The 14,014-nt window shown below is 59.9% G+C and carries 8 protein-coding genes; 6 read left to right on the forward strand and 2 right to left on the reverse strand.

Features of this window, described 5'->3' with window-relative positions:
- Positions 1-16: 16 nt before the first annotated feature.
- From HYZ49_00245 to HYZ49_00270, 6 genes are all read left to right on the forward strand, one after another.
- The gene (locus tag HYZ49_00245; GenBank protein MBI3240712.1) at positions 17-3,397 is read left to right on the forward strand and encodes a TIGR03663 family protein; all 3,381 of its coding nucleotides are present in this window, start codon (positions 17-19) and stop codon (positions 3,395-3,397) included.
- Positions 3,398-3,541: 144 nt separating this feature from the next.
- Positions 3,542-4,675: an ADP-forming succinate--CoA ligase subunit beta gene (sucC, locus tag HYZ49_00250; GenBank protein MBI3240713.1), complete on the forward strand. Its 1,134-nt coding sequence runs from the start codon at positions 3,542-3,544 to the stop codon at positions 4,673-4,675.
- A gap of 83 nt (positions 4,676-4,758) precedes the next feature.
- Positions 4,759-5,622 (forward strand): succinate--CoA ligase subunit alpha, encoded by an 864-nt coding sequence (sucD, locus tag HYZ49_00255; protein ID MBI3240714.1) that lies wholly within the window; start codon positions 4,759-4,761, stop codon positions 5,620-5,622.
- 132 nt (positions 5,623-5,754) lie between these two features.
- Complete coding sequence (locus HYZ49_00260) at positions 5,755-8,067, forward strand: glycosyltransferase family 39 protein (GenBank protein ID MBI3240715.1); 2,313 nt, start codon at positions 5,755-5,757, stop codon at positions 8,065-8,067.
- 1 nt (position 8,068) lies between these two features.
- Positions 8,069-9,349 (forward strand): beta-ketoacyl-ACP synthase II, encoded by a 1,281-nt coding sequence (gene fabF, locus HYZ49_00265; protein ID MBI3240716.1) that lies wholly within the window; start codon positions 8,069-8,071, stop codon positions 9,347-9,349.
- A 15-nt stretch (positions 9,350-9,364) separates the two neighbouring features.
- The gene (locus HYZ49_00270) at positions 9,365-10,006 is read left to right on the forward strand and encodes a hypothetical protein (GenBank protein ID MBI3240717.1); all 642 of its coding nucleotides are present in this window, start codon (positions 9,365-9,367) and stop codon (positions 10,004-10,006) included.
- 68 nt (positions 10,007-10,074) lie between these two features.
- Here HYZ49_00270 and HYZ49_00275 read toward each other — a convergent pair whose 3' ends face one another.
- Both HYZ49_00275 and HYZ49_00280 read right to left on the reverse strand, forming a co-directional pair.
- Entirely contained in the window at positions 10,075-12,801 is a 2,727-nt protein-coding gene (locus HYZ49_00275) for a valine--tRNA ligase (GenBank protein ID MBI3240718.1), read from the reverse strand.
- A gap of 454 nt (positions 12,802-13,255) precedes the next feature.
- A complete protein-coding gene (locus HYZ49_00280) occupies positions 13,256-13,855 on the reverse strand; it encodes a hypothetical protein (protein ID MBI3240719.1) in 600 nt (199 codons plus the stop codon).
- Positions 13,856-14,014 lie beyond the last annotated feature (159 nt).

Raw genomic sequence — 14,014 nt, forward strand, 5'->3', positions numbered from 1 at the left:
TGTTGGAGCAAGAGCCATGACCGAAGTGACATTACAACGACAACCTTCCCTGCTGGAGCGGCCTCTGGGGCCGGCGCTGGCGCTCGACTGGGAGAAGGCGGCTTATGCCGCCCTGATCGTGCTGGCGATTGCCACCCGCTTTTTCATGCTGGACGTGCGGGTGATGAGCCACGACGAAAGCCTGCACACGTATTACTCGTATGAGTTATACCAGGGCAAGGGCTTTGTTCACACGCCGCTCATGCACGGCACATTCCAGTTCCATGCCCTGGCGCTGACGTACGCCCTGTTTGGGGCCAACGACTTCACAGCCCGCATCCCGGCGGCGGCTTTTGGTGTGGCGGCAGTGGCCCTCCTGTGGGGCTTTCGCAAGTGGCTGGGCAAGAGCGGGGCCATGCTGGGCGCGCTGTTCATGATCATCTCGCCCTACATGCTCTTTTACTCGCGCTACGTTCGCAACGAGTCGTATGTCGTCGTCTGGGGCTTGCTCATGGCCCTGGCGCTGTTCAACTACATGGAGAAGCGCGAGGCAAAATGGCTCTACATCATGGTAGCGGCCACCTCGTTGATGTACACCACCAAAGAAGTATCGTACATCTACATCGCCGTCTGGATGCTGTTCCTGGGCTTCATCTTTCTGTATGAAATGTTCAAGGCGAGGTGGGACAACGCCCAGTACCGGCAAGCCTTTGTCGCCGCCATCGGGTTGGCCGTCATGGCCGGGGTGGTGGCCGGGGTGTTGTTTGGCCTGAGCGAGGGTGTGAGGATCGATCAATTCAGCTCCACCGCCACCGCCGTGCCCGCCGACCCGAACGCGCCGATCAGCGCCGCCACCGAGCCGGTCAACCCGGTCAAGCAAGCGGCGGCCATTGCCTTCGGGATAACGTTGTTGCTGTTTCTCGTCGCCGGGTTGATGTGCCTCCTCCAGTTCCGCGAACGACTACGCGACTTTGCCGTAGACGATATGCTCATTGTGCTGGGCACGTTTGTCCTGCCGCAACTCACGGCCTTCCCAGTTAAGTTCCTGCTCAAGGCCGACCCGCTCGATTATTCACAGGCCGGCTTGCTCAAAACGGCAACGGTCTTTGTTCCGCTCTTCCTGCTGGCGGCGGGCGTCGGCCTGTTGTGGGATTGGAAGAAGTGGTTGATCTGCGCCGGGATTTTCTACGGCATCTTCATCCCGCTCTTCACCACCATGTTCACCAACGGCAACGGTTTCTGGACAGGCATCGTCGGCTCGCTGGGTTACTGGCTCGACCAGCAACCGGTGCAACGTGGAAGCCAGCCCTGGTATTTCTATTTGCTGGTGCAGACGCCTGTCTATGAATTCTTGCCGGCTATCGGCTCGTTGATTGCCGCCGGGTTGGGCCTGGCCCGACTAACGCAAGTGAAAAATGTTGGCGAGACCTTGAACGTCGATTCGCCGACCGGCTCACATAAGTTCCCGGCCCTGCTCTTCATCGGCTTTTGGGCCATCATGGCCATGATTGGGTATTCGGCGGCGGGCGAGAAGATGCCCTGGCTCGAAGTTCACATCACCCTGCCGCTTATTTTGCTAGCAGGCTGGGCCTTCGGCCAAATTTTGGATGCGGTGGACTGGGCGGCCTTTTGGCAGAGGCTGGGCTGGGTGGCGGCGCTGGTAACGCCGCTGGTGATGTACGGCGTTGTATTCGCTCTGATTACGCTTCTCGGCACGAACCCGCCGTTCCGGGGCAACGAACTGGCGCAATTGCAGGCCACCAATTCGTTCGTGATGGCGGCCATTGTCGTCGTCGGCGGTTTGGTGGGATTGGACTATATTCGTCAGCGGCTGGGCTGGCAGCAATTGGGCACTATCGCCGCCAGCGTCGCCGGCATCTTCCTGATCTTCCTCACCGCCCGCGCCGCCTTCTTCGCCAGCTACGTCAACTACGACGACCAGACCGAGTTCATCAACTACGCTTCCGGCGCGCCGGGGGTGAAGACGGTGATGGCTCAGGTGGATGAGATTTCGCGGCGCACGACCGACGGCAAAGGCATTCGCGTGGCTTACGACGACGACGTGTCGTGGCCGGTGACGTGGTACATGAAGGATTATCCCAATTCGGTGTATTACGGCAACCAGCCGAGCCGCGAAACGTTCCAGGACACGCCGCTGGTGATCTCCGGCGACACGAACTGGGCGCGGGTGGAGCCGCTCCTGGGCAAACGCTACTACACGTTTGAATACATTCGCATGTGGTGGCCGATGCAGGAATACTTCAACCTCGACAAGCCTGAAGGCCGCGAGCGCCTGGTCAACGCCATCACCAACCCCGACTTCCGGCAGGCGATCTTCAACATCTGGTTCTATCGCGATTACAAAAAGTACGGCGAACTGACGAACGTGGATTACAGCCTTTCGCGCTGGCCGGTGGCCGACCGAATGCGGCTCTACATTCGCAAAGATGTGGCCGCCCAGTTGTGGTCGCTGGGCATCGGCCCGACCGCGCTCGAGCCGGTTCCCGACGATCCTTACGCCAAGAACAAGGTTCAACTTGCCTCAGAGTTAACCTGGGGCGCAGGCGGGACGGGTGAGGGGCAGTTCAACTCTCCCCGCGTTGCGGCGGTTGCCCCGGATGGAACAGTGTATGTGGCCGACACGAAGAGCAACCGGATCGAGCAATTCACTGCCGAGGGTCAATTCATCCGCAGTTGGGGCGGCCTGGGCAAGATTGACGACGGCTCGGCCCTGCCCGGCACGTTCAACGAAGTGTGGGGCCTGGCGGTGGACAAGGACGGCAATGTGTTTGCCTCGGATACTTGGAACCACCGCGTTCAAAAGTTCACTGCCGACGGACAGTTCCTGACGATGTGGGGCACGTTTGGCCTGACCGAGGCCGGGTTGAGCGCGATGTGGGGGCCGCGCGGCCTGGCGGTGGACGAAGCCGGTAATGTCTACGTGGCCGACACTGGCAACAAACGCATTCTGGTGTTCGACAACAACGGGCAACCTTTGCGTTCGGTTGGCAAGGCCGGGGTGCTCGACGGTGAGCTTGACGAGCCGACGGGGGTGGCCGTTGCCGGCGACGGACGCATCTTTGTGGCCGACACCTGGAACCAGCGGGTGCAGGTCTTTTCAAACGACGGTTCGTATCTAGGCAAGTGGGAAGTGTTCGGTTGGTTCGGCCAATCGCTGGACAATAAGCCGAACCTTGTGCTGGACGGGCAAGGCAATCTTTATGCCAGCGATCCCGAAGGCTACCGCGTGATTGTTTTCAATGAAGGCGGGCAGTTCCTGTACACGTTTGGCGATTTTGGGGCGGATGGCGGCACGTTTGCGTTGCCAACCGGCCTGGCGGTGGGCGACGGCAAATTGTTTGTGGTGGACACCAACAACAACCGGGTGATGAGGTTTGGTCTGAACACCGGGCAGTAAGGGTTTGGTAAGGGTTGGTTTTTTGCCGAGCGTTTACTCAGACACCTGGCTGCAAGCCACCTGGTGTCTGAGTTGCCGTTTGGCGATGGTATAATCTGCGTCGCTCCAAAACATTCCCTCTCCTCTTCTCCACTGGAGGCCATTTTGAAACTTCACGAGTATCAATCTAAATTACTTTTTGCTCAACGCGGCATCCCAATTCCAAAAGGGCGGGTGGCGGCCACGGCGCAGGAAGCGCGTGAGATCGCCGCCGAGTTGGGGGGCCGGGTGGTCATCAAATCGCAAGTGCTGGTCGGCGGTCGAGGCAAGGCCGGCGGCATCAAGGTGGCGAAAAATTTGCAAGACGCCGAGGAGTTCGCGGCGCAGATTCTGGCGATGACGATCAAAGGCCTGCCGGTTCGCAAAGTGCTGGTGGACGAAGCGGCTGAGATCAAGACTGAAATTTATCTGGGCGTGACCAACGACCGGGCGGCCAAGTGCCCGGTGATGATGGCCTCGTCGGCGGGCGGGGTGGATATTGAAACCGTGGCCGCCGAGACGCCGGACAAGATCATCCGCGAACACATCAACCCCTTTTTGGGCTTGCGCGATTATCAGGCCCGCAACCTGGCGGCGGGCATCGGCCTGGCGCGCGAACACTGGAAGGCCTTCGGCCAGATTGCCGCCGGGCTGTATCAAACTTACTGGGACACCGACGCCACGCTGGCCGAGATCAACCCGCTGGTGATCAACGGCGCTAATCAGGTGGTGGCGTTGGACGGCAAGATTGTGGTGGACGACAACGCCCTCTTCCGTCACCCCGACCTGGCCGAGATGCGCGACGTGGACGAAGAAGCGCCCGCCGAGATTGAAGCGCGCAAGTACGGCCTGTCCTACGTGAATCTCGACGGCGAGATCGGGTGCATGGTGAACGGCGCCGGGCTGGCGATGGGCACGATGGACATCATCAGCCACTTTGGCGGCAAACCGGCCAACTTTCTCGACGTGGGCGGCGGGGCCACCGCCGATAAAGTGGCCGCCGCGTTGCGCATCATCCTCTCGGATAAAAACGTAAAAGCTGTGCTCTTCAACATCTTTGGCGGCATCACCCGTTGCGATGAAGTGGCGCGGGGCATCCTGAAGGCGCTGGACGAAGTGAAGACGGATGTGCCCATGGTGGTTCGCTTGGTGGGCACGAATGAAGAAGAAGGCCGCCAGCTTTTGGCCGAGGCCAAAATGACGACGGCCACTTCACTGGCCGACGCGGCTAAAAAAGCAGTGGCGGCGGCGAAAGGATAATTCTCCAATTCTCTAATCCTCTAATTCTCAATCAAAGAATTGGAGAATGGGAGGATTAGAGAATTAGCGATCGGTAATCGGCTATGAGCATTCTTGTAAACAAAGACACGCGGGTGATGGTTCAAGGCATTACGGGCCGCGAGGGCGCGTTTCATGCCCAGCAAATGCTGGCCTATGGCACGAAAGTCGTGGCCGGCGTCACGCCCGGCAAAGGCGGCGAGTGGGCCTGTGACGGCAAAGTGCCGGTCTTCGACACCTGCAAATCGGCAGTCGAGTCCACCGGGGCCGACTGTGCCTTGATTTACGTCCCGGCCCGGTTTGCGGCGGATGCGATATTTGAAGCCGCCGACTCCGGGGTATCGTTGATCGTCTGCATCACCGAAGGCGTGCCGGTGCAGGACATGATGAAGGTGCGTAACTATCTCGATCAGAAGAAGGTTCATCTGATCGGCCCCAATTGCCCCGGCTTGCTCACACCGGGCGAGGCCAAAGTTGGCATCATTCCCGGTTACATCGCCCGGCCCGGCAGTGTGGGCATTGTGGCCCGCAGTGGCACGCTCACCTACGAAGTGATCTACGCCATCACTCAGAGCGGGATGGGCCAATCGTCGTGTGTCGGAATCGGCGGCGACCCTGTGAAAGGCTTGAACTTTATTGATGTGCTGGCGATGTTTGAAGATGATCCGCACACCGACCGGGTGGTTTTGATCGGCGAGATTGGCGGCAACGACGAAGAGAGGGCCGCCGAGTTCATTGCCGAGCACATGACCAAGCCGGTGGTGGCCTTCATTGCCGGCCAGACCGCGCCGCCCGGCAAGCGCATGGGCCACGCCGGGGCCATCGTCGAAGGCGGCTCCGGCCTGGCCTCAGACAAGATTGCCGCCCTTGAACAGGCGCATGTCAAAGTGGCCAAGCATCCAGAGGAAATTCCGGCGTTGCTTGCCTGAACTCGATTGATAAACGCCGCAAAGGCAAAAGGCGCATCAGACGCTGAGTCCTTGTGGTTGTCTCAAGTCCGAAATCCGCTGAAGCTGTTTCAGGGATTTCGGACTTATCTTTCGTCTATCCAAATCACCCTCATGTCATTGATTCGTCGCTATGTTGACCCCGGCCTGTTGGCTGCACTGGCAATTGGCTTGCTGGCTTCGTGGCCGCTCCTGACCCGCCCCAGCCTGCCAACCATGACCGACGCCGAGATGCACATCTACCGGGCCGCCGAGATTCAGTCTGCGATCCAGCAAGGCAATTTGTACCCGCGCTGGGCCTCCGATTTTTATTTTGGCTACGGCTACCCGGTTTTCAATTTTTACTCGCCGCTGAGCTACCATCTCGCCGCCGACTACAGTTTGTTGACTCAAACGGATGTCGTTGCCGGGACAAAGTTCGTGCTGGTGCTGGCCTTTTGCCTCGGGGCGGTCGGCATGTATTTGTTTGGCCACGACCGCTGGGGGCCGCTGGCCGGCCTGGTGGCCTCGGCGGCCTTTGCCTTTTCGCCTTACATTTTGTATATCGATCCCCACGCGCGTGGCGACGTCCCTGAAACATTCGCCGTTGGCCTGGCCCCGCTCATGTTGTGGACGTTTGATCGGTTGCGGCGAACCGGCTCGCCGCGCCACCTGGCATTCTCCGGCCTCTCGCTGGCGGCGTTGATCCTCTCGCACCCGCTCATGGCGCTGGTGGTCTACAGCTTCCTGCTGGCCTTCCTGGCCTGGGAGACTCTGATCTCGCCCCTCGTGCCGCAGACTTATCTTGGCCCCGAACCACGCCGTTACATTCCGCAACTGGCCCTGGCCCTGGGCCTGGGGCTGGCCCTGGCCGCCTTCTACTGGTTGCCCGCCGGGCTGGAGCGCAGCGCCGTTCAACTTCACAACGTGGCCGGGCCGGGTTACTTCGACTTCCACAACTACTTCACCTCGTTGCGCGAACTGCTCTCGCCGTCGCACTACTTCGATCTGGGCGCAACCGAGCCGAGTTTCAATCACAACCTCGGCCTGCCACAGTGGCTGCTGGCCGTGGCTGGCGCCCTCACCATCTTCTCGGCCCGCCTGCGCCGCCTCGATACGATCTTCTTTGCCTTCGCCGCCCTGGCTTTTGTCTACGTCATCACCCAGGCCTCGGTGAACTTTTGGGAAGCCGTGCCCCTCATGTCGTTCTTCCAGTTTCCCACGCGCTTTCTCGGCCCGGCGGCCCTGGCCTTTGCCCCGTTGGCCGGCAACGCCGTGCGTTGGCTGGATCGTTTCGACGACAAACGTTTGCCAGTGATTGCCAGTTCGCTTTCCATTGGCTTCATCATCCTGGCCGCCATGCCTCTGCTGTACCCGCCACAATGGAGCGAGTTTGGCGCGGTGACGCCCCTGCGCATGATCGGCGTGGAGCTTCAGGGCCGGGCGCTCGGCACAACATCGGCCAACGACTTTTTGCCCGTCGGCGTGTCGGTGGTGCCTGGCGCCGAACCGGTCATACTCAATTCGTATCAGGCCGGCGATGTGCTGATCAACCGCGTTAATCGCGCCACCCTGCCCGCTGGCGCAAAAGTTTCACCTCAGGTTTTTAGCCACTACTACACACGCTACGAAGTCTCTTCGCCCGAAGCATTCGTCTTTCGCCTGTTCCTCTTCTATTTTCCCGGCTGGCAGGCGCGAGTGGACGGCCAGCTTGTGCCGATTGAGGTGGCCCAGCCCGACGGCTTCATCACTTTCAACGTCCCGGCAGGCACGCACACGGTGGAAGTTGATTTTGCCGACACCTGGCCCCGGCGGTTGGGTTGGGGACTAGCCTTTGTCGCGCTGATCGGTTTGCTGGGCGCGATCTGGCTGGCGGTGACAGGCGGGTCGGAACAGAGTGACGCAGCCCCGTTGGATTGGCGGCCTGCCCTGGGTCTGGCCGCCGTGCTGGTGTTGGCCGTTGGTCTTAAGTTGACCGCTGATCGATCCGGCTGGTTCCGCTACGAGTCCACTGGAAACACAGTTGAGGTGGCTCAATACGAGCACTACGTCAAACTCGATCGCGGCTTTCAATTGCTGGCTTACGATGTTCATAGTTCGGCGATCAGACCCGGCGACCCGCTGACGGTGACGCTTTACTGGAAGACGCAAGCGCCCCAGCCTCACAACTTTCAAGTGTACGTCCACCTGCTTGACGCGGGCGGGCAACTGGTCGCGCAATCCGATAAACTCAACCCGGCCGACTTTCCAACCTCGCGCTGGCCTGCAGATCGTTATATTCGTGACGAGCACGCGTTGAAGTTCAATGCCGATCCGCCGCCCGGCGAATACAAGCTGGTGGTGGGCCTGTGGAATGCCGGCACAGGCGAGCGGCTCCAGCCAGTGACGCCTACGGAAGTTTTCGCTGAAGGCATTGTGTTGCCGACGAGGATCACCATCCAGCCATAACATGCAACCCTCCCCGGCCCCGCGCGTCGTCATCACTGGCATGGGCCTCATCTCGCCGGTCGGCCTGAATGTGCCAACGGCCTGGGGCAACGTGGCCGCCGGTCGTTCCGGCATCCGGCCCATCACTTTGTTTGATGTCAGCGGGGATGACGACAGCCCCCGGAGCGGAGCGGAGTGGGGATGGCGGGTGAAGATTGCGGGTGAGGCCTGGGGTTTCGATCCGCTAAACTACATGTCGGCCAAAGAAGCCCGGCGCGCCGACCGGGGCGCTCAGTTCGCCCTCGCCGCCGCAACAGAGGCAGCGGCCCAGGCGCGGCTTACCATCACTCCGGCCAACGCCGACGATGTCGGGGTGATGATCGGCTCCGGCTCCGGCGGACTCTGGACGTACACCGCCCAGCAGGAAATTTTCAACACCAAAGGCCCGCAACGCATGAACCCGCTTCTGATTCCGATGGAAGTGGTGGACTCGCCGGGCGTGCAGGTCGGGATCAGGTTTGGCGCGCACGGCCCAAATTTTGGTCTGGCCTCGGCCTGTTCCACCGGCGCGGATGCAATTGGCATGGCTCTGGAGACGATCCGGCGCGGCGACGCCAAAGTGATGATCACCGGCGGCGCGGAAGCCGCCGTTCATCCTTTAGGCATTGCCGGCTTCGACAACCTGGGCGCGCTCTCGCGGCGCAATTCAGCGCCCGCCGAGGCCAGCCGCCCTTTCGACGCTGACCGCGACGGTTTTGTGTTGAGCGAAGGCTCAGGGGTTTTGGTGATCGAGTCGCTGGAATATGCGTTGGCGCGCGGGGCCGAGCCGCTGGCCGAGATTATGGCTTACGCTGGCACGTCCGACGGCGTTCACTTCACCGCCCCCGACGAGTCGGCGGCCCAGGCGGCGCGGGCCGTTCGCCGCGCGCTGGAAAAGGCAAGCCTTCAACCTGACGAGGTGGACTACATTAATGCTCACGCCACCAGCACTCCGGTCGGCGACCCGCTTGAGGTTCGGGCCTATCAAAAAGTTTTCGGCGAACGTTCCCTGCCCATCAGCTCAACAAAATCAACGACGGGGCACATGCTGGGGGCGGCGGGCGCGGTGGCGGCCATTTGGTGCGTTCAGGCGTTGCGTGAAGGGCTGATCCCTCCCACTATTAACTACCGCACACCTGATCCGCGCTGCGTGCTGGACTGCGTGCCGAACGTGGCCCGAACCGCCTCGCTTCGAGTGGCGGTGTCGTCGGCGTTTGGCTTTGGCGGCCATAACACCATTCTGGTTTTTCGGAAGTTCGACTGAGGCTATAATAGCGGCATGTCCAGCGAAACCAAACCCCTCTTCGTTTGCCCGCAATGTGAAACGCCCGTCAAGCTGCTGGACACCCGTTGTCCATCTTGCGGCGTTAATCTGGCGCTGGCCGCCGCTCAGGCCGAGCGCAGGCTTCTGGCCGCCGAGGCATTTGTCCCTGGCTCGCCCTACCTGGCCGATATGCACCTGCCGCGCTTTGGCGAGTTTTTGGTGCGGCGCGGTGTCATCACCGAGTCGCAGTTGGAGGCGGCCCTGGCCCGGCAGAAATCGCTGACCACCCAGAGCTGGCGAAGCACCATCGGCCAGATTTTGCTGGAGATGGGCATGGCGACGATTGAACAGCTTGACGAGGCCGGGCGGGAGCAACAACAGTATTTGCACAGCGCCTTGCAAGACAGCAACCGCCAGCTTGAGCAACAGACTGAACGCGTGCGCGAACTGCAAAAGACCATCAACCGGCTCATCGAGTACAACCAGTTTCGAGTCAAATTCCTCTCCGGCGTTTCGCAGGAGATGCAGTCTCTAGTGGCCGAGGCGCAAGCGGGGCAGAACAAAGAGCGGGCGCTAGGGCGAATGAATGAATTGGCCGGCGAGTTGACGCGCTTTGCGGCAAGTGTGAAGGACGACAACGAAGCAAAGGCTGAATAGGCTGTTGATTACCAAACAAAATCCGGCTCTTGTTTTACAGAAGCCGGATTTTTTGTTTATGCAGTTCGTCAACCAAGTTGTTCAGCCAGCTTGGCCCGCGTCTCTTTGGCGCTTGCCAGCCGCGCCCGCTCTTTCTCTACCACTGCCGCCGGTGCCTTGTTCACAAAGTCGGAAGCCAGCAGGCCTTCAAGCTTGGCGATCTGTTTGTCGAGGTCGGCGATCTCTTTGATCAGCCGTTTCTTTTCGGCGTCCATGTCCACCATTCCGGCCAGCGGCAAATAAACTTCCGTCCTGCCGATTACAATCGCCGCCGCTTGTTTTGGTTTTTCCGAAGGGGGCAGGTCGGCAAGGATTCGGAATTGCGCCGGCTCCAGCCTGGCGAGGCGGGCGATGACCTCGTGCTGGCTGGCGAACAACTTCTCCCGGTCACCCGCCACGATCGTGGCCGCGATCTTCTTGCCCATCTCCACTTTATTTTCAGCTCGCGCATTGCGAATGGCCCGGATGACTTCCATGATGTGGACGAAATCGTCTATCACGCCCTCCCCTCGCCCCTCCCCCATCGGTGAAGGCTCCGATGGGGGAGGGGTTGGGGTGGGGGCCGGCCATTTGGCGATGATCAACGCCTCCGGCCACCCTTCCTCCGGCGACGGCCTCCCCGGCGTTAAACATGCTTTGCGAAGGTGTTGCCAAATCTCTTCCGTCACGTAAGGCGTGAACGGGTGCAAGAGTCGCATACATTGATCCAGCACCATCACCAGGGTGTCGAGTGTATGCTTGGCCCGCTCGCCGCCCTCCGCGAGTTGTAGCTTGGCGACCTCGATGTGCCAGTCCGCAAACTCGCTCCAGAAGAATTCGTACACTTGCCGCCCGGCTTCGCCATACTGGAAGTTTTCGAACAGCCGATTCACGTCGGCAATCGTTTGGGCCAGGCGGGCGCGGATCCACTGGTCGGCCAGCGTGAGGTCAGCCCCCACCCCTGATTCCTTGTTCGCGGGGGAGGGGTTAGGGGGGTGCTTGTCGAGGTTGGTGATGATGAAGCGGGCCGCGTTCCACAACTTGTTGGCAAAGTTGCGGTTGGCTTCCACCTTTTGCAGGCTCAGGTTCATATCGTTGCCGGGCGTGGAGCCGGTGAGCAGGGTGAAGCGCAGGGCATCGGTGCCAAATTGATCCATGACCTCAACCGGGTCAATCACGTTGCCCAGCGTCTTGCTCATCTTGCGGCCATCGCCGTCGCGCACCAGGCCGTGCAGGTAAACCGTGTCAAACGGCGCTTGCCCGGTGAACTCAATGCCCATCATAATCATCCGCGCCACCCAGAAGAACAAAATGTCGTAACCGGTTTCGAGGGTCGAGGTCGGGTAGAAGTATTTCAGGTCTTCGGTTTCTTCCGGCCAGCCTAACGTGCTGAACGGCCACAGGCCGGACGAGAACCAGGTGTCGAGCACATCCGGGTCTTGCTCGATTTTGGAACTGCCGCAGTGGGCGCAAGTCGTTGGGTCAACTTCGGCGCAGGTTTGCTGGCCGCAGTCGGCGCAGTACCAGACCGGGATTCGATGACCCCACCACAACTGGCGCGAGATGCACCAGTCTTTGATGTTTTCCAGCCAGTTGAAGTAGACCTTTTCAAAACGCTCTGGCACAATTTGGATGTTGCCATCTTTTACGGCGGCAATGGCGGCCTCGGCCAGCGGTTTGATCTTCACAAACCACTGGGTGGAAATGAGCGGCTCCACGATTTCGCCGCCGCGTTGTGAGCGCGGCACGTTCAGAGTGTGCGGCTGTGTCTTCAGCGTCAGCCCGGCGGCCTGCATGTCCTTCCATAAATTCTCGCGGCAGGCGAATCGATCCTGCCCCTTGTACGGCCCGGCATTCTCGTTCAGCGTCGCATCTTTATTCATGATGTTGATGACGGGCAGGCCGTGCCGCTGGCCGATGGCGTAGTCGGTGGCGTCGTGGCCGGGCGTCACTTTCACAGCGCCCGTGCCGAACTCGCGATCCACGGCCTCGTCGGCTACCACCGGAATCTCACGGTTGAGGATGGGCACGATCACGGTCTTGCCGAGGAAAGCCTGGTAACGCTCGTCGTCAGGGTGAACCGCCACGGCGGTGTCACCGAGGATCGTTTCGGGGCGGGTGGTGGCTACGGGGAGATAGTCATCCGATCCCTTCACCGGGTACTTGAAGAAAAACAACGTCCCTGCCTCTTCACTGTATTCCACCTCCAAATCGGACACGGCGGTTTTGAGGCCGGGCGACCAGTTCACCAGGTAGGTGCCGCGATAGATCGCGCCTTTGTTGTAAAGAGTCACAAAGGCCCGGCGCACGGCGCGGGAGAGGCCATCGTCAAGCGTGAAGCGTTCGCGATCCCAGTCGCACGAAGCGCCCAGCCGCCGAAGCTGGTTGTAGATGATGCCGCCGTATTTCACCTTCCACTGCCACACGCGCTTGACGAACGCCTCGCGCCCCAGTTCTTCGCGGGTCACTTCTTCTTCGCGCAGCAGCATCTTCTCCACTTGCAGTTGAGTGGCAATGCCGGCATGGTCGGAACCGGGAACCCACAGAGTCGGGTCGCCCTTCATCCGGTGGTAGCGGATCATCAAGTCTTCCACAGCCACAAACATGGCATGACCCAGGTGCAGTTCGCCGGTCACGTTAGGCGGCGGAATGGAGATGACGAACGGTTTCTTGTTCTTGTCAACCTTCGGCTTGAAGTAGCCAGTGGATTCCCACCAGGCGTACAAACGCTGTTCGGTGGAAGCGAAGTCGTAGGTTTTGGGAAGCGATTCGGCCATTGAGTAAGCCTCTGTCTGTCAACGAATATTGAACGAATAAACGAATAGCTAGCCGCGCCATATTCGTTTATTCGTTGTGCCAAAGGCATTCGTTGACCGAAAAATTTACGAACAAAAAAATCCCTCTCATCCACTCAAGGACGAAAGGGACTCTTCCGTGGTACCACCTTGTTTCGATGGCGCAGTTTGCCATCGCGCTCAAAAGCTGTAACGGGCAGACCCGGGCGTTCTTAGCAATTCTCTAATTCTCTAATAGTTGGAGAATTAGAGAATTGGAGATTGTTTTGCTCGCCAACTTCCAAGCGACCTTCAGCGCGTTTCGCATGTGGGGGCTTCCAGCCTGTGGCCCGCCGTCTCTATCAGCCTGCCGCGCTTACTCCTCTTGTTCGACGTTGTTTGCTATGTGATTGGACGAGATTATAGCACGGGTCGAAAACGTTGGGCAAATTCGGCGCTAGCTCTTTTCTGACCACAAGGCATAGCCCAGCCAGGCATTGCCCAACCCGAAGACCGCGCCGGCGATGGCGAAGACAACGGGCGAAAAGATCGCCGCCAGCCCGAACCATGAACTGAGCACGACCAACAGCGCCGCCGGGCGCGGCAGGATGCCGGCGCGCATGGTGGCAATGCCTAACATGATAAATCCTATCGTCACGATAACGGCGCTTAGGAGGACAACCAGGCCCATTGGCCCGCCAAACAGCGGCCCCGGATCCGCCGGCGGGCTTCCCAGCAGGGCGGGCGCTTCGACGGTCAGCACCGGAACGATGTAGGTGTTGAGGAACGCCGCACCCGCTGTCAAAACGTTGCCAATGAACGCCAGCAGGAAGCCGAAGAAGCCCAATTGCCCGACGTGGTCTTTCTGCCGGACGTAAACACCTATCTGACCCAACAAGCCAATTGCCAGGCCAAAGTAACCCAATGTGTGAACGGCCACCCAGCCGCCAGTTGTCGGGTCGGGGGCAACGAGGGCGTAAACCTGCTGAAGTATGAGTGATAGGCCGGCCAATACCGCCGCCAGGCCGCACCAACGGATCAGATTTGATGATGACATTTTATCTCCTCCTGAGAGCAATACCTTCGCCAAAATTGGCTAAACTGAAAGGGCTTTTGTAGTAGAGTTGTTATCGGCCAAGATCACAACTCACCCCTACAAAAAGCCCATGCCTGATATTCTAGCACTTTTACAATGCCTTCAGCCGTGTCTGCCAAC

The sequence above is a fragment of the Chloroflexota bacterium genome (assembly GCA_016197225.1).
GTDB lineage: Bacteria > Chloroflexota > Anaerolineae > Anaerolineales > VGOW01 > VGOW01.